Origin of the sequence: Ruminococcus sp. CAG:57 (assembly GCF_000435935.1) — a bacterium.
GTDB lineage: Bacteria > Bacillota > Clostridia > Oscillospirales > Ruminococcaceae > Hominimerdicola > Hominimerdicola aceti.
Window position 1 is genome coordinate 62973 of sequence record NZ_FR890710.1, and the last position, 20689, is coordinate 83661.

General features: G+C 42.7%; 13 protein-coding genes. 10 read left to right on the forward strand and 3 right to left on the reverse strand.

Annotation, left to right across the window (positions count from 1 at the left end):
- Positions 1-139: 139 nt before the first annotated feature.
- Both secD and secF read left to right on the forward strand, forming a co-directional pair.
- The gene (secD, locus tag QVO88_RS03790; protein ID WP_022287197.1) at positions 140-1522 is read left to right on the forward strand and encodes a preprotein translocase subunit SecD; all 1383 of its coding nucleotides are present in this window, start codon (positions 140-142) and stop codon (positions 1520-1522) included.
- Positions 1515-2495 (forward strand): protein translocase subunit SecF, encoded by a 981-nt coding sequence (gene secF, locus QVO88_RS03795; protein ID WP_022287198.1) that lies wholly within the window; start codon positions 1515-1517, stop codon positions 2493-2495. Before secD ends, secF begins: the two co-directional genes overlap by 8 nt.
- Positions 2496-2552: 57 nt before the next feature.
- Here secF and QVO88_RS03800 read toward each other — a convergent pair whose 3' ends face one another.
- Positions 2553-3248 carry a RadC family protein gene (locus QVO88_RS03800; RefSeq protein ID WP_022287199.1) on the reverse strand — a complete coding sequence of 232 codons (696 nt, stop codon included), beginning with the start codon at positions 3246-3248 and terminating at the stop codon, positions 2553-2555.
- A gap of 259 nt (positions 3249-3507) precedes the next feature.
- On the opposite strand from QVO88_RS03800, the gene QVO88_RS03805 reads away from it, so the two are divergent.
- The 3 genes from QVO88_RS03805 to QVO88_RS03815 all read left to right on the forward strand — a co-directional run bounded on the left by QVO88_RS03805 (position 3508) and on the right by QVO88_RS03815 (position 8298).
- Positions 3508-4842 carry an MATE family efflux transporter gene (locus QVO88_RS03805; protein WP_022287200.1) on the forward strand — a complete coding sequence of 445 codons (1335 nt, stop codon included), beginning with the start codon at positions 3508-3510 and terminating at the stop codon, positions 4840-4842.
- A gap of 326 nt (positions 4843-5168) precedes the next feature.
- Positions 5169-7577 (forward strand): glycosyl hydrolase family 65 protein, encoded by a 2409-nt coding sequence (locus tag QVO88_RS03810; protein WP_022287201.1) that lies wholly within the window; start codon positions 5169-5171, stop codon positions 7575-7577.
- A gap of 196 nt (positions 7578-7773) precedes the next feature.
- On the forward strand, positions 7774-8298 hold the full coding sequence (locus QVO88_RS03815) for a hypothetical protein (RefSeq protein ID WP_022287202.1): 525 nt from the start codon (positions 7774-7776) through the stop codon (positions 8296-8298).
- Positions 8299-8545: 247 nt separating this feature from the next.
- On the opposite strand, the gene QVO88_RS03820 is transcribed toward QVO88_RS03815, so the two are convergent.
- Positions 8546-9856 carry an SGNH/GDSL hydrolase family protein gene (locus QVO88_RS03820; protein WP_022287203.1) on the reverse strand — a complete coding sequence of 437 codons (1311 nt, stop codon included), beginning with the start codon at positions 9854-9856 and terminating at the stop codon, positions 8546-8548.
- Positions 9857-10673: 817 nt separating this feature from the next.
- Between QVO88_RS03820 and QVO88_RS03825 the strand changes: the two genes are divergently transcribed.
- The 5 genes from QVO88_RS03825 (at position 10674) to QVO88_RS03845 (ending at position 17553) form a co-directional block, all read left to right on the forward strand.
- Positions 10674-11372 carry a hypothetical protein gene (locus QVO88_RS03825; RefSeq protein WP_022287204.1) on the forward strand — a complete coding sequence of 233 codons (699 nt, stop codon included), beginning with the start codon at positions 10674-10676 and terminating at the stop codon, positions 11370-11372.
- A gap of 148 nt (positions 11373-11520) precedes the next feature.
- The gene (locus QVO88_RS03830; RefSeq protein ID WP_022287205.1) at positions 11521-13392 is read left to right on the forward strand and encodes a diguanylate cyclase; all 1872 of its coding nucleotides are present in this window, start codon (positions 11521-11523) and stop codon (positions 13390-13392) included.
- Between the two features lie 354 nt (positions 13393-13746).
- Entirely contained in the window at positions 13747-14208 is a 462-nt protein-coding gene (locus QVO88_RS03835) for a GtrA family protein (RefSeq protein WP_022287206.1), read from the forward strand.
- 17 nt (positions 14209-14225) lie between these two features.
- On the forward strand, positions 14226-15788 hold the full coding sequence (locus tag QVO88_RS03840; protein WP_022287207.1) for an NAD(P)/FAD-dependent oxidoreductase: 1563 nt from the start codon (positions 14226-14228) through the stop codon (positions 15786-15788).
- 1 nt (position 15789) lies between these two features.
- On the forward strand, positions 15790-17553 hold the full coding sequence (locus QVO88_RS03845) for a glycosyltransferase family 39 protein (protein ID WP_022287208.1): 1764 nt from the start codon (positions 15790-15792) through the stop codon (positions 17551-17553).
- A 127-nt stretch (positions 17554-17680) separates the two neighbouring features.
- Here QVO88_RS03845 and QVO88_RS03850 read toward each other — a convergent pair whose 3' ends face one another.
- Positions 17681-20395 (reverse strand): cellulase family glycosylhydrolase, encoded by a 2715-nt coding sequence (locus tag QVO88_RS03850; protein ID WP_022287209.1) that lies wholly within the window; start codon positions 20393-20395, stop codon positions 17681-17683.
- Between the last annotated feature and the right edge of the window lie 294 nt (positions 20396-20689).

Here is a 20689-nt window from a genome sequence, read left to right on the forward strand (position 1 = left end):
AGTGCGAATTTCATAAAAACTATTGACATTTTGTATCAAACGTTTTATAATTATAAGGTGAATGTGTTCGTTATGGGCGTATTGTGCCCTGACGGCAGAAAAGCCTCTGGGCTTAATAAATTTATCAGGAGGATTAAAGGTGCGAAAAGTTAAAAAAACCGTGTTTTTTATCGTGCTTTTGTGTATAATTGCATTTGGATATCTTACTTATGCAGGAATACATACTCAGTACGGAGATATAAAAACAAGCTATATCAAGGGCGTTGAAGATATCCGCTGGGGTATCGATATTCAGGGTGGCGTAAATGCTACGTTTGAACCTGCCGATAATTACGACGCCACAAAGGAAGAAATGGACGCTGCAAAGGCTGTTATCGAGCAAAGACTTGTAAGCCTTAATATCACAGACAGCGAGGTCTATGTAGACTATAAGAAAAATAAGGTAATGGTTTCATTCCCATGGCAGGCTAACGAAGAAAGCTTTGACCCTGAGGCTGCCGTTTCTGAGCTTGGCGAAACTGCAAAGCTTGTATTCAGAAAGGGTAAAGAAGAAAAAGGCGAGCAGGTGCTTACAGGAAATGACGTTAAAAAGGCTGAGGTAAGACAAACTCAGGACGAAACTACAGGAAATATCAAGTATGTAGTAAGCCTGACACTCAATAACAGCGGTAAAAAAGCTTTTGCTGACGCTACAACTGAGCTTGCCGGAAAAGGCTTTATCTCTATCTGGATGGACGATAAGTGCATTTCTGCCCCAAGCGTAAATTCAGCTATCACTGACGGTGAGTGCGTTATCGAGGGCAAATTCACATATGATTCTGCAAAAGCTCTTTCAGATAAGATAAATGCAGGTTCTATCCCATTCGACCTTAAAACAACAAGCACAAACATCATTTCACCTACACTTGGTGAGGGTGCAAAGAACGCAATGGTGCTTGCAGGAATTATCGCATTTATCGTTATTGCTGCATATATCATCGTAATCTATAAGCTGCCGGGCTTTGTTGCGTCTATCGCACTTATAGGTCAGGTAATAGGTTCTATCGCCTGTATCACAGGCTTCTTTGGAAATATCGACAGCTTTACGCTGACTATCCCTGGTATCGCAGGTATTATCCTTTCTATCGGTATGGGCGTTGACGCTAACGTTATCACAGCCGAGAGAATAAAGGAAGAGCTTAACAACGGCAAGACCCTTAACGGAGCTATCGAGCTTGGCTATAAGAGAGCATGGAGCGCAGTATTCGACGGAAACATCACAGTAGTATTCGTTGCAATAATCCTTATGGGTGCCTTCGGACCTACAGACAGCGTTTTCGGAACACTTCTCAGTCCTGTATTCTCAGTATTCGGCGCAAGCACAGCAGGTACTATCTATTCACTTGGATATACTCTCCTTGTAGGTATTCTCCTGAACTTTGTATTCGGTATCTTCTGTTCAAGACTTATGCTTTCGTCCCTCTCAAAGTTCAAGTGCTTTAAGAAACGCAAGCTTTACGGAGGTGCTGAAATAAATGAGTAAAGAAAAAAAGACCCTGAATGTTGTGGGTCACAGCAAGTTATTTTATTCCATATCATGCGCACTTATCGCAATTTTTATCATTCTTACATTCGTTATAGGTCTTAACGTGGCTATCGAGTTCAAAGGCGGTACAGTTTTGACTTATACATATGAGGGCGATATAAAGACTTCTGACGTTTCAAATACCGTTTCTGACAGTATCGGAGATAAATGTACAGTAACTCTTGGCGAAAACACAGGAAACGCAGGAAAGACAGTAGAGATAAAATTCTCATCAACAAAGGGTATAAGCGATGATAAGCAGAACACCCTGAAAACAGCCCTTGAAAAGGACTTTCCTGATAATAACATAGAAGTTTATGAGTCAAACGACGTTGCAGCTTCAAGCGGTATGAACTTCTTCTTCAAGTGCCTTGCTGCTTGCGCACTGGCAATGGTCATCACTATCATTTATATCGGATTCAGATTTAAAAAGATAGGCGGTATCTCAGCAGGTGTGTTCTCAGTAGTTGCCCTTGCACACGATATGTGCATGGTATACGGTTGCTTTGTAATATGCAGATTTGACATCAACGCAAACTTTATGGCAGTTCTGCTGACTATCCTTGGATATTCTATCAACGCAACTATCATCATTTACGACAGAATCAGAGAGAATGAAAATCTTCTTGGCAACAAAATGGAGCTTGAGGATCTTGTAAACCTCTCCATTACACAGACAATGGGACGTTCTATCCATACAACTGTTACAACAGTTCTTGCTATGGCTACAGTTTGTATCGTCTGCATAATCTGCGGAGTAACATCTATCCTGAGCTTTGCTTTCCCACTTATCATCGGTATGATATCAGGTGTTTATTCTTCTAACTGTATCGCACCTACACTGTGGGTACATTGGAAAAAACATCAGGCAAAGAAGTCACATTCAGGTTCAAAAACAGGCAGCGCAAAGAAAAAGGCTTCAAGAAGATAAAATTTTATGGACGGTATGATAAACATATCGTCCATTTTTTTTTGTGATATTCTATTTTTAACACTCCATATCATGGATGAGTCCGCAGTTTCGCATGGAGATAGTTCCGTTATTGCCTGTTATATAATGGTCAAGAACTGTCACACCTAAACATCTCATATATCTCATGACCTCACGGGTGAGAGTAACGTCCTCCTGAGAGGGGGTGTTGGGTGAGTCAGGGTGATTGTGGGCAAGGATAACAATATCAGTGCCGCTGTTGAGAACGGCTTTTGTAAGCTCACGAAAATCAACAGGGGTAAATCTCGCACCGCCTGCGGATATGTCTGTTACGCTCTTTATGTGAAAGCCAGAGTCGATACAAATTACCTTGAACTTCTCCTGCTTTTCGTTTCTGAAACAGTTGTTTACAAAACTCAGCGCCGCAGATATGTTTCTAATGTCTATCCTGCTGTCTGTGACAGTGGAGCAGTAGTTTATAAGCTCTCTGAAAAATAAAAGTGAGTTTGCAGAGCTTTCGCCCATGTCCTTTACCGAAGAAAGCTCCTCCACAGAAGCGTTAAGAACGCTGTTTAAGCTTCCAAACTTTTTTATAAGCTCGTGCGCAATATCATTGGTGTTCTTTCTCGGCACAATGTAAAATAAAAGCATTTCAAGTATCTCATGCTCGGAAAAGCCTTTGAAATTTCCCGATTCTTTGAAACGCTTCCTCATTCTCTCTCTGTGACCGCCGTGGTCTGCTTGACTGCTCATTTTATCACCTCTTATACAAGTATAAAATATCCGCACTTTTTTGTCAATAAAAAACATTGTGACTTTATTCTTTACAGATAATTTCAGCAAGAGGGTAAGCTAATAATATTTAGAAAATTTTATTAATAAATCGCAAATAGCGTAAAATGCTAAAAAAACCTTCAGAAATATCAAAAGTGTCTGTGCGAAATGACGTTGAAAAAGGTTGTTTTTTTATGATATAATGAAATGGTAACTATTATATTATGGAGATGTTTTTATGACAGACCTGACGGTGGGAAAACCGTGGACAGTGCTGTGGAAATTTTCCCTGCCTATGTTCGTGAGCGTAATATTTCAGCAGATGTATTCCATTTTCGACAGTATCATAGCAGGAAAATTCGCAGGCGAAGACGCTCTTGCGGCAGTTGGTGCGTCTTATCCTATAACAATGATATTTATGGCGTTTGCAGTGGGAAGCAATGTTGGCTGTTGTGTGGTAATATCTCAATTTTTTGGTGGAAAAGAGTTCTCAAAGGTAAAAACTGCGTCAACTACTACTATAATTTCATGTACGATACTTGCAACAGTGCTTACAGTTTTTGGACTTGCGTTCTCTACTCCTCTTATGAGAATGATAAACACGCCCGATAACATCTTCCGTGACGGTGAGCTTTATCTGAAGATCTATATCGCAGGTCTTATCTTCCTGTTTCTTTATAACGTGGGTACAGGTATTTATAACGCAATGGGCGACTCGAAAACACCATTGTATCTCCTTATCGGCTCATCAGTTGGAAACGTTGTTCTCGACTATGTGTTCGTGAAGTTCTTTAAATGGGGTGTGGCAGGCGTTGCATGGGCTACTTTTATCGCTCAGGGAGTGGCTTGCGTGTTCTCACTGCTTATTTTGGTGAAGAAAACCGCAGAAATTAAAACAGAGGATAAACCACCGCTGTTTTCAGGAAAAATACTTAAAAAGATAACCCTTTATTCTATACCTAGTATTTTACAGCAGAGTTTTATCTCAGTGGGAAATATCTTTGTGCAGTATCTTGTAAACAGCTTCGGCTCGTCTTGTATCGCAGGATATTCTTCTGCAATAAAGCTAAATACCTTTGCTATAACAAGTTTTACAACGCTTTCAAACGGGCTTTCAAGCTTTGTTGCACAGAATTATGGTGCAGGCAGGAACGATAGGATAAAAAGCGGATATAAAGCAGGACTTGTTATCTCGGCTATCGTGGCAGTGCCTTTTATACTCTGCTTTTTCTGTATGCCAAAAACTATGATAAATCTGTTTCTTGACGACGGCGGAACAAAAGCCGTTGAGATAGGCACAACATTTTTGAGAATAATATCGCCTTTCTATGTGTTTGTGGGCATAAAAATAATGTCAGACGGAGCACTCCGTGGTAAAGGTGCAATGCAGTATTTTATGATATCAACTTTTACGGACTTGATACTCAGAGTAGTGCTTGCGTTCGTGTTGGCAAGACCATATGGCTCAACGGGAATATGGCTGTCATGGCCGATAGGTTGGCTTGTGTCAACAGTGCTGTCAGTGGTGTTTGCGAGAGTGAAAGTGATGAAAAACGGTCAAAGTGAGGAGTGAGGAATTGGCAAAGCCAACCTAACAAATTACAAGTATAAAGTAAAATAAAGCACCGAGCGAAGCGAGCAAAAGGTCCTAGTGCGTTTTGGACAATGACAAAAAGCATGACGATTTTCAATCGTTTAAGTTTCAAAAGTCAACGATCCCGAAAAAGTTTTTTGAAAATACGCCCAATTTTTTGGCTTTACCCCCTTGTAAAGCTATCGGAAGTATGCTAAAATAATATAAGCGTTATGAATAATGACGGGATCTATGAGGGAAACGTTTACGCCATTTTGGTGAAACGTTTACAACTTTAAAATATTGAAAAGGAGCGTATAAAAAATATGCAGTATGGTTATTTTGACCTTGAACACAAGGAATACGTCATCACAAGACCTGACACACCTGCACCTTGGGCTAACTATCTCGGCTCACCAGAGTACGGTGCTATCGTATCCAACAACGGCGGCGGATACAGCTTTGTAAAGAGCGGTGCTAACGGAAGAATAATCCGTTACCGTTTCAACTCAAATATCGGTCTCCCTGGCAGATATATCTATATCAGAGATAACGACGCCAAGGATTATTGGTCATGCACATGGCAGCCTGTAGGCAAGCCTCTTGATCAGTATAAGACAGAGTGCCACCATGGTACAGCTTATACAACTATCAAGTCTGACTATGCAGATATCCACTCCGAGCTTACATATTATGTTCCTCTGAACAAAACATATGAGGTATGGAGAACTAAGATCACAAATAACTCTGACAGATACAGAAACCTTTCAACATTCGGCTTTGTAGAGTTCACAAACGAGAACAACTACGAGCAGGATCAGGTAAACCTCCAGTATACACTGTTCATCACAAGAACAAGCTTTGAGGGCAACAAGATCGTTCAGCATATCAATGAGAACAGCGGTAAGGACGAGAACGGCTCTAACTGGAGAGAAAGATTTTTCGGCGTAGTTGGCGCTCCTGTTTCCGCTTATAACGGTAATCTGGACAGCTTTATCGGCTCTTACAGAACATACGGCAATCCTGTTGCAGTTGAAAGAGGCTTCTGCGATAACAAGCTCAACTATAACTCAAACGCTTGCGGCGCTCTTCAGTCTGACATTATCCTTGCTCCTGGCGAGACAAAGGAGATAATCTATGTTGTTGGTCAGAAGAATCCAAAGGTAGCAGACGAGATACTCGCTGCATATAACGAGCCTGGCAAGGTAGACGCTGAGGTAAAGGAGCTTATCGCTTATTGGCATGGTCAGCTCAATAACTTCCAGATCGAAACTCCTTCTGACGAGTTCAATAACATGGTAAACGTATGGAACGCTTATCAGTGCTTCATCACATTTATCTGGTCAAGAGCTGCATCATTCATCTATTGCGGTCTGAGAAACGGCTATGGCTATAGAGATACAGTTCAGGATATCCAGGGTATTATCCATATCAATCCTGAGCTTGCTGCTGAAAAGATCAGATTTATGATCTCTGCACAGGTAGATAACGGCGGCGGACTTCCACTTGTTAAGTTCGACCACAAGGCAGGCCATGAAACTTGCCCGGACGAGAACGATGAGAACTCTATCTACGCTAAGGAAACAGGCCACCCATGCTATAGAGCAGACGACGCTCTCTGGCTCTTCCCAACAGTTAATAAGTATATCGGTGAGAGCGGAAACAAGGCGTTCCTCGATGAGGTCATCGTATACGCAAACGGCGGCGAAGATACAGTTTACGAGCATCTTAAGAGAGCTATCAACTTCTCAATGGAAAGACTTGGCGCTCATACAATGCCAGCAGGTCTTTATGCTGACTGGAACGACTGCCTCAGACTTGGTAAGAAGGGCGAGTCAACATTCGTTGCATTCCAGCTCTACTATGCAATGAGCATCATCAAGGGCTATGCTCTTGACAGAGGCGATAATGAGTACGCTGCTTATATCGACAAGGTACAGCCTGAACTCGGCAAGAGCCTTGAAGCTTGCTGGGACGAGGATAGATTTATCAGAGGCTACAGAGAGAACGGCGAGATCGTTGGCGCTAAGAAGGATCCAGAGGCTTCAATGTGGCTCAACCCACAGTCTTGGTCAGTTATCTCAGGCTTCGCATCTGAGAAGCAGGCTGAAACTGCTATGGAAAAGGTACACGAGATACTCAATACTCCATTTGGCGTAAAGATCATGGAGCCACCTTATGTAGATCATTACTTTGACGGTGCACTTATGCACATCTTTAACCCTGATACAAAGGAGAACGGTGGTATCTTCTCACAGACACAGGGCTGGGCTATCCTTGCAGAGTCACTTCTCGGTCATGGTGACAGAGCATTCGAGTACTTCCTCGAGTCCTCACCTGCTAACATGAACGATAAGGCAGAAGTAAGAATACTTGAGCCATACGTTCACGGTCAGTTTACAGAGTCAACACGTTCACCATATGCAGGACGTTCACACGTTCATTGGCTGACAGGTACAGGCTCAACAGTAATGGTAGGCTGCGTAGAGGGTATCTGCGGTATGAGACCAAACGCAGAGGGACTTGTAATAAGCCCATCTATCCCACACACATGGGACGGCTTCAAGATCGAAAAGAACTTCCGTGGCAAGCACCTTTCTATCGACATTCAGAACCCAGACCACGTTCAGAGCGGCGTAAAGTCTATGACAGTCAACGGCGAAGCAGTTGAAGGCAACTTCGTATGCGAGTGCAAGATGACAGAGCAGACAAACATCGTTGTTGTTCTTGGATAATTGCTTTAATGCTTAAAACAATATAAAACTATCGGCAGCAGACGCTATCATGTGCCTGCTGCCGATTTTTTTGACGATTTTTAATAATATTTAGATTTATTTAGTAAATTGTACAAAACATAAACAAGTAATATGTTAAAATTGTCAATTGTGGTAATTATCCAATTCGAGTATAATTATTACAGGAGGCGATATTATGAACAAAACGAAATATAAAATATTATTTATTTTCACCTTGTCAGGAATAGCTGTAATGACAGCCTGCGGAAATACCACAGAAAGCAGTGCCGCCCCAACGCCTGCAAACAGCTCTGTTGTGCTCGGTGAAAGCACTGAACAAAGTGAAGCTTCGGTGGACAATGATAGTATCACAGAACTTGATTTCAGCAATATAAATGGCTTTGGTGTGTCCGCCGAGTATGGCGATCCATATGCAAAGGGGAAAAACTGGGATATAACAGATGAAACGGCTATAACAGAATTTCGCCAGCTCCTCAACGAAAGTTTAAGCTATGCGGTCGATGAAAATACAGCAAAAAATGGAATGCTTTCAAAGGGTACTGCTCAGTGGAAAGTATCAGACGGTAAAGAATATAGCATAATTGTCAGACAAACAACGGCAGATGCGTATAACGTAAAGATAAATAAGTGTTACTATAACGTGCCTGAAGATCTGATAAATAAGCTTTCGGATATTATCACAGAACAAAAAGAAAACTAATATGCAAAAAAACTCCCGACAGTCGGAAAACCTGTCGGGAGAAGTCTTATTAAGGGGATCAATAAGTTATCGCTGTTTTTGTTTCTTTCAGCATATTTATTATATCATATCTATTTTCGTTTTTGTTAAGCTGGCTGCTTAGTTTTCACTAAATATTTTGTGTCCTATTTAATTCATATAACATAAATGAAAACAAAACTTCGGCGGATACGAACTCTCGTATCCGCCAAAATATTATTATAGATCCTTATGAAATAAGCCAGTTAAGTATCTGGAAGTTAGGCTTTGCGTCATCAACGACAGTTACCTCAACAGTGTGAGTAGCCACCTCGTCAGATGAGTATATCTGCTGTGCCTTAGCGTAGTTGCCCCAGCCGCTTGTGAAGTCAGCGTTGATAGTCGCAACGTCCTCGCCATCGACCTTTACCGCAGCCACGCCGGACTTGCCGTCAACTGTCATGTAGTATATCATACCAATGTTCTTTGCAGTTATCTCAAACTTGATAGTGCCGCCTGTTGTCGTTCCCCAACCGTCTGTGAACTTCTGGAATGTTGTAACATCTGTGAATGTTCCCTCATCAGTTGTCTTTACAATGTCCTCTGTCTGACGGCTTCCGATAGTAGCGTCAGCGAATACATCGCCCGTCGGTGCAACAGTGCTTGTGTCAAATGCCTTTGCTTCCTTGTCAACGCTGTCAATATTGTCCTTTATGTTGCCAACGAATTTTGTGAGCAGTGAAGCCATTATAACGTGTCCGTCATCATTAGGGTGAACGTTGTCAGGTGAAATGTCAGCCCATGTGAAGTTGCCAGCCTCTATCTCAGGCATAACAGCGTCATGATAAGAAATCATAGGAATGTTGTAAGCCTGTGCTACCTTGAGATGTGCAGCCTGTGGAGATGTACCCCCCTCAGTTGAAGGTTCAAGTATCATAACTGCAGGATTGTTGTCCTGCTCAAGACACATTCTTACAAGGCTGTCCATGCAGGACTCATAAAATTCATCATCAGCGTCATTGATAAACTCGATAACGATAATGTCAGGCTTAGCCTCCAAAGCGTCACGCTGTGCCCTGTGAACACCTATGTATGAGTCAGTTGCACCGATACCGGCATTAGTAACATCAACGTAGAAGCTTATGTTTTCCTCCCACCAGCTCTTGAACTGGTTTACATACTGATTAGTTGAGGAGTTAGCACCCGAACCTGCCGTGATAGAGTCGCCGATGAAACAGATCTTTGTTGTCTCCTTAGGATTTTGCAGAGCGTAGTCGAGTTTAGCCGCAAGACGGGAAGTGTCGCCCTCGTTGATAACGCTTCTGGCGATCATGTTCTCAGTAGCACCATTTTTAACATCTATCTTTTCCGTAGATGCAGGGTATTCAGCAAGAAGCTTGTCTGAAACACTTTCGGTATCAGCCGCACTTGAATCGGAAGCCTGAGAGTTTGCCGCAGCGGAGTTTGAGTCAGCAGCAGAAGAGCTGTTTGAATCACCGCAGCTTGTGAGAGCAGCGCTTGTCATGCAAAGAGCAAGAGCCGCCGCAAGGAATTTCTTCATAGTAATAAGGTCCTTTCATATCTTGATTTTGCCAAATGGCTGTATATATTAACAAATATATTATACAACAAAAAGCAAATTAATGCAATAGGTATAAAACGATTACATTTGAATAAATCAGGGGCGAGGCTAAGTGAGGAGCGGAGTTAAATGAGGAGTGAGGAATGAGAAATGAGGAATGAGGAATGAGCATAGCAGACCAAAGTAAATTGCAAGCATAAAGTAAAATAATGCACCGAGCGAAGCGAGCAAAAGGTCCAGGGACACGTCCCTGGTCAGGGTCAAGGGGTGAAACCCATTGTGGGTACAGGGCAAAGCCCTGTCGGAGTTTGAGGCAGAGCCTCAATAGGCGCAAGCCTACCAAGCGGTGCAGAGTGGTGAAAGAAGAATTTCTAATTTTATTTTTATATAAAGGTTGAGTCGGAGTGGTGAACTCTGCACCGCCTTTCTAGCCCTAAGCGCAATGTAGATACGCAAAGAGCGGAGCGATTTTGCGGCGGCAGGAACTTGCCCGAATGAGGTGTAGGGGCGAACATTGTTCGCCTGTGCTTGGAGTTTGCTGTAAATTCAGGATTGTAGGGGACGACGTCCTCGGCGTCCCACTCGGAGGAATACTGCTGTATTTTTTGTATCTTTGATGTTGAATTATTCGGGGGGTGACATTATTGTGAAATTTTCCAATAATTTAACGGGCAAGAAATATCGGGACGTCGTATTTCTGCAAAGCAGAAATTGCGCCGCTCCCCTACATGGCTGAAAAATCTTAATTGACACCCCACCCCAACCATGCTATAATAAAAGAAGGAGGTGACATAACATGGAAATGTTTGATCTGAGAGCCGACTATAAAACACTGCCTGACGAAACTCTTCGCAGGCATTTCCGCAGGCTTATAAAAAGGCAGCGGCGATTTGCAGCTTTTACCTTTGCGTTGCTTATTCCTGCGGTTATAATATACGGAATGATGGGATGGGCGAATTTTTTTGCGGCGGAAAGTGCGATGTTCGCATTTTTTGATGCAAGCTCAAATGCCTTTTTTAATTATGTGGCTTTTGCCGCAAGCGGAGCTTTGCTCATGGCGGATACAACTAAATTGATAGTCGCCTCCCCTGCCGTGATGATATTATATATAGGTCTGAAATTCGCCCTTTTTGACAGCGTGTCAGGCGATACTTTCGTTATGCTCGCCTACCTTATAGTAGCCGCTGTCATCACCGCAAAAACTGTGTCTGACCTTAATTTCATGCGTAAACTCCCCAACTTTCCCTTCGACGGCAGAAAAGAGCGTATAGACTTCGAGGGGCTTTCCCGTGATAAAATGACCGAAAACCTGCAAAAATTACTGGATAACCAAAAGGGCGATAAGGTCATAACTAACGATTATGAGGATATCTTTACAAGCGATAAACCACAGGATATCGCCAGCCCTCCCGAAAATACCGACGAGTATCTCCAACAGCATAAAATGTCTTATCAGCGTGTAAGGTCATGGAACGATGTGAGCAGACTGGATTAACAGCCTGCTCCTTTTCTTTAATCATTTAATCAAGTGTGCGAAACTATGTCTTAATTTCTTAAAAATCGTCCGATTTTCTCTTGATTTATTCATTAAATCATGTTATAATAACACTGTGTTTGAATTTATAGGAAAGGAGCTGTGCTGTATGATCGGTAACATCAAAATAATTGCGGTCTGTATGTGTAAAGTCTATGATGAGCGTAATTATAGAATCATACGGGCTCTTAATAATCTTGCTGTTGAAAACGATTACAGGTTGTTTGTATATCACACCTGCTCAGACCTTTATTGGAAGACTCTGTCTGAAAAAGGCGAGCAGTCTGTGTTTGACCTTATTGATTATAATATAACAGATGCTGTCGTGACCTTTGAAGAGGGTGTGTATGCTGAGAATGTAATGACAAAAATCAGAATGGACGCCGCCAAATATGGTAAGCCTGTCATATCAGTCGGCGTAGAGCATGACGATTGCATAAGCATCAAATTTGACTATGCAAAAGGCTTTGAACAAGTGGTTCGCCATGTGATAGAACAGCATGGTGTAAGAGATATAGGCTTTATCGCAGGCAGAAAAGACGAAGAAAATTCAGAAGAGCGTATAGCAGTTTTCAGAAAGCTACTCGAGGAGTATGATATTCCCTTCAGAAATGATGTCTTTTATTACGGTGACTATTGGTCTGTTCCTGCTTTGAAAGCAGTGGACGATATGATAGAAAAAAATAAAGTCCCAAGAGCGATCATCTGTGCAAACGATATGATGGCTATAGCCGCAGGGGCTGAGTTTCAAAGAAGGGGCTATAAGATCCCGGAGGATATTATCGTAACAGGCTTTGACGGCTCAGAAGAAGCTAATTTTTGCACTCCTATGCTTACAACAAGCGGCTGTAGCTATGATGATACCGCTAAAACCATCATTGATGTTATAAGTAAAGCTTTGGCTGGTGAAAAGCCCGAAAAGATATATACAGTAGACTATGATCTGTCCGTTGAAAATTCCTGCGGCTGTGAACCATCAGTGGAGCAGATAAATACAGGGGAGTATATCAGAATACTCCGAGACAGAATGAATCGCTATCAGGACGAGGAGCGTGTCCTCTATGAGCTTGCAGTGAATATCATGAATTGCGAAACTCCTAAGACTCTTGCCACACTGCTGAAAGAGTATGCTTTTGGCGATATGGCTGTTGTGGTGAATGGTGATTTCTTTGACGAACGTAAAGACCCTCGTATAAGCAATAGAGAACCGCTTTTTAGCGATAAAATGATACTTTTGCGGAGCCGTGCCGTGGAAGATAGAGATATCCCACAGTCTTTTGACCGCACCAACATCATTCCCGATATAGAGAATATAATGGACTATAAAGTCCCCCTCATATTCTCCGCACTTGCCTATATCGGCATACCACTTGGCTATGCCTGCTTCTATTTTCCTGTCATGCTCAACGAGTATTTTAAAATACCACTCTATGTAAATTCCCTAAACACCGCCTTGGGCAGCTTCCGAAGCGTCACCTATCAGAAGTATATGACAAAGCATATCGAAGAAATGTACCGTCACGATATGCTAACAGGGCTTTATAACCGTACTGGCTTTTATAACGCCCTTGAAACTCTCCCACGAAGAAACGACCAGCTTGCATTGGTGGTCTCAGTGGACGTTGACGGACTGAAATATATAAACGATAATTTCGGTCACGAGGCAGGCGACTATGCAATAAGAGCCGCCGCAAACGCTATCGACAGCGTGAGCATAGAAAATAAAGTCTGCGGAAGATTTGGCGGAGATGAGCTTGCCCTTTTTGCTATAGTTGATACAGACCTTGCCGAGCAGGTCAAGGAAGAGATAAAGGATAAAATGGCAGAGCTGAACAGACGAAGCGGTAGATCCTATGTTCTCTCAGTAAGCGTGGGCGCAGCCGTTGCTCCGGTAGAAAATTTCTGGTTCGACGATGTTATGCACATCGCCGATAAATATATGTATGAAGATAAAAGACTTAAACCTCATAACAGAATATGACCTGTAATGGGTCTGAAAAAAACTTGTATGGGCGACCTTTGGTCGACCTCTTTTTGTCATTGACCGATCGGCAAAAATTTTCATACACCCTCAGCGGACGGATAAAACCGTCCGTTTTTTTGTTTTTGCACAAGTTTACTTGACAAAATGAAGAAAAAGTTGTATAATATTAATTAATGCTTTATGAACTTTGTGTTTAAGCACCATGTACAAAAACAGCGTCTTATATTTGTGCGAAAGATAGAATTTTGTAAAAAATAGCGACATTTTGCCTTTTTAAAACGTACTTATATATAGTAGACTCACTTTTTGCAGTGTTGTCCACAAGAAACTTTTCAGAACGGAACATAAAAAATGAAGATAAAACAGCTTTTTTCGGGTGATACCGATAATACATTCATACAGTTTTTCAGATACGTCTTTGTGGGCGGCTTTGCCTTTGTGGTGGATTACGGCATTATGACCGCGCTTGTGGAGCTTTGCCGCTTCGACCCCGTCGTTGCCGCGACTATCTCTTTCGTGGCAGGACTTTTGGTGAATTATGTTCTGAGTACGTTTTGGATATTCAAAAATTCAAAGATAAAAAACCGCCTTGCAGAGTTTGCGGCATTTGCCGCCGTAGGCGTTGTGGGACTTGGCATAAACGCCGCAATAATATGGTTTTTCAAGGATATCCTTGCTTCAAAGCTCATATTCGGCACACTTCTCCCGCAGGATAAATATTATCTTGTGGGCAAACTCGTTTCCACAGTGATAGTTTTCATATGGAACTTTGCAGGCAGAAAATTTATTATATTTGATAAAAATAAAGTCTAAACAGGAGAGGATAACACATGGAAAAGGTAATTATTATAGGCGCAGGCCCAGCCGGTCTGACTGCGGCAATAGAGCTTCTTAAAAACGGCGGTGACTATGACGTGACCATACTCGAAGGCTCGCAGGCAATGGGCGGAATATCACAGACAGTGAGATATAACGGCAACCGCATGGATATAGGCGGACACAGATTTTTCTCCAAAAATCAGCAGGTCATGGATTGGTGGGCAGACCTTATGCCTTTGCAGGGCAAGCCTGCCTATGACGATAAAAAGCTAGGCCACGAAAAGCCGCTTGCCGAAAACGGCCCCGACCCTGAAACCGAGGATAATGTAATGCTCGTCCGTGACAGAGTGTCAAGAATTTATTACAATAAGCACTTCTTCGACTACCCTATCTCAATGAAGCCCGAAACCATAAAGAACATGGGCTTTGTCACCACCATGAAAGCAGGCTTTAGCTACCTTTGGGCGTGCGTGTTCAAAAAGCCTGAAACAAACCTTGAGAACTTCTATATAAACCGCTTCGGAAAGGTCCTCTACTCTATGTTCTTCGAGGGCTATACCGAAAAGCTCTGGGGCAGACACCCTAGCGAGATATCCGCAGATTGGGGTTCGCAGCGTGTAAAAGGTCTTTCTATCACAGCCCTTTTGAAAGATATGTTCAAAAAGGTGTTCGGCACAAAGAATAAGGGCGAGGTGGAAACCTCCCTTATCGAACAGTTCTGGTATCCAAAATACGGCCCTGGTCAGCTTTGGGAAACAGCCGCTGAGAAAGTAAAAGAGCTTGGGGGAAAAATACTCACAGGCTGTCAGGTAAAGAAAATAATGTGCGAGGGCAGAAAAGTCACCTCCGTTGTCTGCGATACAGCTGAGGGTGAAAAGACCTTCACAGGTGATATCTTTATCTCCTCAATGCCTGTCAAAGACCTTATCCTCGGCATGGACGGCACAAAGCCTTGCGATACCGTCATAAAGATAGCCAAGGGTCTGCCATACCGTGACTTTGTTACCGTTGGTCTGCTGGTCAATAAGCTCAACCTTAAAAATGAAACAAATAAAACAACTCTCGGCAATATCGTCCCTGATTGCTGGATATATGTTCAGGATAAGGGCGTAAAGCTTGGCAGAATACAGATATTCAACAACTGGTCGCCTTATATGGTGGAAAAGCCTGAGGATACAGTTTGGATAGGCCTTGAGTATTTCTGTGCCGAGGGGGACGACTTCTGGAATATGTCCGATGAGGACTGCGTGAAGTTCGCAACTGCCGAGCTTGTTAAAATGGGAGTTATCTCCGAAAACGAAGTCCTTGATTCCCATAGAGAAAAGGTCAAGAAAGCATATCCTGCTTATTTTGATACATATAAGCATTTCGATACCATGATAAAGTTCCTCGATACTTTCCCGAACCTCTATTGCGTTGGAAGAAACGGTCAGCATAGATATAATAATATGGACCATTCAATGCTCACCGCCATGGAAACAGCCGAAGCCATAAAAACAGGCAAAAAGAGCAGAAAAGATATCTGGAACGTGAATACAGAAAAAGAATACCACGAAGAAAAATCTGGAAACTAATATGAACAAAAAGAAAGGTGGACTTCTTCTGTCCCTGCGGAAAGACATGAACAGAAGAGCCATAAGCGACAGACGGCTTGAGGCGATCTTCCGCACCCTCAGCCGTCACCCTTATATAGTTGCAGCGTTCATATGCCTTGCACTCACAGGCTTTGGAAGCTATAGCTATAAGTTTTTAAACGGCGTCATTGTGTATGGCGTTTTCATGATAATAGAGTTTTTCTACCTCAGACGGTTTTTGAAACAGCTCGATGACAGCGGAAAACATACCGCAGGCTCAGTTTTGACCTTTGCAGGCAAGACCCTTTTGACCCTTGCGGCAGTGAATTATTTCGTACATACCCAGTATAAAGCGGCTTTTATCTGCTTTGCAGGACTTTGCGTCGTGCTTGTTATGTATGTCGCGTTGCTCAATAACGATAAAAAGTTCCACGACCGTGTCACCTGCCTTGCCTTGGCAGGAGCAGGCTTTGTGCTGAGATATTCCTATGTTTTCATGTCCGATATCTATACAAGACAGAATGACGTGTGGTATTTCGGCGGCGAGGGCGGTCACGCAGGCTATATAGAGTATATCTATAATAACAACGCCCTGCCGAATTTTGACCCTACCACCCTTTGGCAGTATTATCACCCGCCTCTGCATCATATCATCTGTGCAGTATGGCTGAAATTCTGCGCCTCCATAGGCATAGAGTATTACATGGCGTGCGAGGCTATACAAGCCTTGACCCTCTTCTATGTCTGTGCCGTAACAATAACAGTCTATAAGATATTAAGGCTCTTTGACCTTAAAGGCAAAGCCCTGACCATACCGTTTGGAATGTGCTGTATGTATCCATACTTTGTCCTTATGTCAGGTGGAATAAATAACGACCCTCTTATGCTGTGCTTTACAGTGGGAGCAATATATTGCGTGCTGAAATGGTATAGAGAGCAGACCGCAAAGAATATCGTTAAAGCCGCCCTCTGTATCGGTCTTGGCATGATGACAAAAATATCCGTAGGGCTTATCGCCCCTGCCGTAGCCATACTTTTCTTTGTGGCGCTTGTGCAAAATCGTAAGAATATGGCAAACCGCCTAGGTCAAATGTGCCTTTTTGGTGTAATATGCTGTCCTCTTGGACTTTGGTGGAGCGTGAGAAACTACCTGCGTTTCGGCATAAAACCAAACTATGTCCCAAGCCTTTCAAATGCCGACGTCCAGTATATAGGCGACCTTACAGCCAAACACCGCCTTACAGACTTCAGCTTCTCACAGATCAAAATAGTCTTTGAGCAGTGGGGCGGAGAAAGCTATAAAGAGTATAACCCTACCATAGCAATGCTTAAAAACTCCATTTTTGGCGAGGGCATAAACGAAACTTTCTTCCCCGAAAACGCAAGGCTCGTGCCATATGCACTTTTCTGGATAGCCTTGGTTCTTGCGGTCATAGCGTTCATCGCAATGCTCATAGTGCTTTTTGTAAAGACCGATAACGCAAGATTTACCGAAAAACTCATGCTCACAGTGGTCTATGCCACTATCTTAGGCAACTATTATAACTTCTGTATCAGATATCCTTTTATCTGCACAATGAATTTCAGATACATAATCCCTTGTATGCTCATAGGACTTATAAATATCGGACTTTTCACAGACCTTTGCAACCGCTCTGAAAAAGCCCCCTGCAAAGCCATAGTCAGCACCCTGAGCTATCTTTCTTCTGCGTTTATCGTCCTGTCCTACATAACATACTTCTTTGTGGCAAGCACCAACGGATAAAACCCCGACCCCATGTAGTGGCGAACAACGTTCGTCCGCCTAGCTTCCCCACAAACTGAAAAATATCGCAAAAAAATACCGACCGCTCAACCCGAGCCGTCGGTATTTTCATTATGCCAATATAGCCTTATTTCTTAGTAGTCACATTCTTAACAGCCGACCAAGCCCCGTAATACTTTGTGCCGCCTACAGTTGTGTAAGATCTTACACGAACATAGTATTTTTTGTTGGCAGAAAGCTTTGAAACAGTGGTCTTGTCTGTCTTGTTGTTTGTTATAGTCACTTTCTTTGCACTTGTGAACTTTGAGTTTGTAGCATACTGAATTTCATATCCGGTAGCAGAGCCTTTCTGCGCCCAATCCACAAAGAAAGCCTTTGACTTAGCCGTAAGCTTCTGTATCTCCTGCTTTGCAGGATTTATCTTGAACGTCTTTGTGATAACTCCGCCATACTTGCCCTTGCCTGTTATCTTTACAGTAGCCTTGCCAACTTTTTTGTTGTTTGAGTATGAAACTGTGTAGTCAGTGCCGTTTTTTAGAACAGTGTTTCCGACCTTTACAGTTACGTTCTGTGTAATAGCCTTTCCTGTGAACGCCTTTGTGGAAATGCCCGAAACAGTAGCCTTTGTGATGTCGTTGTTAGCTGTCTTTATGCTCTTTACATCAGACCATGCGCCGTAGTATACCTTGCCGTTTACGTTTGTGTAAGAACGAACACGAACATAATATGTCTTGTCCCCCGACAGACCGTTTACTGTCAGCGTGTCAGGCTTGTTTGCTGTCAAATGCTTTGAAACTGCACCGCTCATGTTTGCGTTTACAGAATACTCAACGTCATATCCCGTTGCAGAGCCTTTCTGCGCCCAATCAACAAAGAAGCCCTTGTATTTTGTTTCAAGCTTCTGTATCTGCTGTTTTGCAGGAACAATGTCGAACTTAGCACTCAGAGAGCCTGAATAGTTGCCCTTGCCGTATACATAAACGTTTGACGTGCCAACGTTCTTGTTGTTTGAGTATGAAACTGTGTAGTCAGTGCCGCTTGTAAGCGTCCTGCCTGCTACCTTTACTGTAACTGACGGAGTAATATTGCTTCCCGTGAATGAAACGCTTGAAGCCACTGAAACTGTTCCGCCTGCCATTGCACGCTTTGTGATAGTGAAGTTCTTTGATGTGTAACCTGTGTAGTCGCCCATGCCTGTCGCAATAACAGTTGTAACGCCAACGTTCAGATTGTTTCTGTATGAGATAGTGTAATCCTTGCCTTCCTGAAGCACCTTGCCGCCAAACGTAACTGTAGCCGCAGGCTTTTTGTATGTGCCGTCATAAACATAGCTTGTTTCTGAAAGCGTAATAAGTCCGTTGTTAAGGCTCTTCTTTGAAACAACTATCTTAACGTCCTTTGAAACGCTGTTATAACCATTTGCAGAAGCCGTAACAGTAACATATCCTGTGCCTGTCTTGAGAGCGGTCACGTTTCCGTTTTTGTCAACAGTGCATATTGACGGAGTCGTGCTTTTGTATGTGAGAACAGCGCCGCTTGTTGATGAGCTTGCGCCAATGTTCTTGCTCTGTCCCGCAACTATAGTAACGCTTGAAGAGCAGTTAAGATCTGCTTTTTTGCCGTAAGGCTTCATAAGAGCCTCGATAACGTCCTTTGCAGGGCTTGTAACAGTGTTGTTTTTTCTGTTTATGTAGCCGTGATATTCACTGTTGAGAACAATACTGCTTCCGTTGTATACTGCAAAAGCATTGTTGTCCCACAGTACGCATGGAATGTTGTTCTTCTTTGCAAGCGCAGTGTAGTCTGTTGCCCACTTTACACGCTCAGCAGTGTTGTTCTTGTCCGTTGAGCCAAACTCGCCGATAACAACAGGTATACCCTTGTCACGGAAATTGCTTTTCAGCGTGCTGAAAAGGTCCCGAAGCTCGTTCTTTATAGAAGATGTATATGTAGAGGTAGAGCCTGAACCAACATTCATTGCAAAGTTGTAAGGGCTGTAAGCGTGAACTGATACAGCGATGCGGTTTTTGTTGCCTGAGATATCTGTAGGAAGCTTGAAGCCTGAAACAGTTGCCCCGTCTATGGAAGCGTCATAACCAGGACACATGATAAGTCTGCCCCTGTTGTTTGAGCCTGTGTTTCTTATGGTGTCAACAGCCTTCTGATTGAGCCTGTTAATGCAGTCTATAGCGTCCTTTACCTCTGACGGAATGTTCCACTTGTCGAACCACCACTCATATCTTGTGCCAATAAGCCGAGGCTCGTTAAGGGTCTCAAATATAAGATGATAGTCATAATCCTTGAAATATTCTGCCGCCTGTGACCATACGCTCGTAACAAATTTCTCAGAGCTTGAATATGCAGAAGACCTTGGATAATATCCTGCTCCCGAAGCGCTTGCAGAAGACTTTGTGTCATGATGAATGTTGAGAATTACATACATATCGTTTTTGTAGCAGTAGTCAACTACTTCCTTTACTCTTGCAAGCCATGCTGAGTCGATAGTGTAGTTGTCACCCGATACGTGCTTGCCCCAAGAAACAGGCACTCTCACTGTGTTGAAGCCTAAAGACTTTACCTTGTCTATAAGAGCCTGAGTTGTTTTAGGATTGCTCCACGATGTTTCCGTGTCAAGACCCGAACCGCCTGTTGCGTCAAGAGAGTTGCCCAAATTCCAGCCCAGACCCATATCCTCAAGTATGGCTTCCGTGTCAGCGTTTTTGAGAGTATCTCCCGACAATGCCTGCGCATTTATATCCCCAAGGTCAAGACCAATAAATATGGTCATTGCCATTAAAAGAGATAAAATAAAGCTCAGGTATCTTTTTGATACTGATTTCATTCTTTCCCGTCCTTTCATATATAAAATATTAACCTCATCAGTACCTTTTATTATACCACATCTCTGTTCAAATTAGAATACGCTTATTAAACAAATAACGTACATTCTTTTTGTGTATAAATCTCATATGTTCATATTTTTAATCACTATATGAAAAAGTGTCGATTATTAGAGCTGATATAATTATACAATGTTAAAATTTTAGAGGATATTATCTGCAAAAAAATCAGATCTTGCTATTGAAAATGGAGCAGTATTGTGCTATAATCAAATGTGTTCAAAACTTTAGTCCAA

What these genes read in the sequence shown, in the direction of transcription:
- secF (WP_022287198.1), top strand. Translation starts at nt 1,515, where the DNA reads ATGAGTAAAGAAAAAAAGACCCTGAATGTTGTGGGTCACAGCAAGTTA.
- QVO88_RS03800 (WP_022287199.1), bottom strand. Translation starts at nt 3,248, where the DNA reads ATGAGCAGTCAAGCAGACCACGGCGGTCACAGAGAGAGAATGAGGAAG.
- QVO88_RS03805 (WP_022287200.1), top strand. Translation starts at nt 3,508, where the DNA reads ATGACAGACCTGACGGTGGGAAAACCGTGGACAGTGCTGTGGAAATTT.
- QVO88_RS03810 (WP_022287201.1), top strand. Translation starts at nt 5,169, where the DNA reads ATGCAGTATGGTTATTTTGACCTTGAACACAAGGAATACGTCATCACA.
- QVO88_RS03815 (WP_022287202.1), top strand. Translation starts at nt 7,774, where the DNA reads ATGAACAAAACGAAATATAAAATATTATTTATTTTCACCTTGTCAGGA.
- QVO88_RS03820 (WP_022287203.1), bottom strand. Translation starts at nt 9,856, where the DNA reads ATGAAGAAATTCCTTGCGGCGGCTCTTGCTCTTTGCATGACAAGCGCT.
- QVO88_RS03825 (WP_022287204.1), top strand. Translation starts at nt 10,674, where the DNA reads ATGGAAATGTTTGATCTGAGAGCCGACTATAAAACACTGCCTGACGAA.
- QVO88_RS03830 (WP_022287205.1), top strand. Translation starts at nt 11,521, where the DNA reads ATGATCGGTAACATCAAAATAATTGCGGTCTGTATGTGTAAAGTCTAT.
- QVO88_RS03835 (WP_022287206.1), top strand. Translation starts at nt 13,747, where the DNA reads ATGAAGATAAAACAGCTTTTTTCGGGTGATACCGATAATACATTCATA.
- QVO88_RS03840 (WP_022287207.1), top strand. Translation starts at nt 14,226, where the DNA reads ATGGAAAAGGTAATTATTATAGGCGCAGGCCCAGCCGGTCTGACTGCG.
- QVO88_RS03845 (WP_022287208.1), top strand. Translation starts at nt 15,790, where the DNA reads ATGAACAAAAAGAAAGGTGGACTTCTTCTGTCCCTGCGGAAAGACATG.
- QVO88_RS03850 (WP_022287209.1), bottom strand. Translation starts at nt 20,395, where the DNA reads ATGAAATCAGTATCAAAAAGATACCTGAGCTTTATTTTATCTCTTTTA.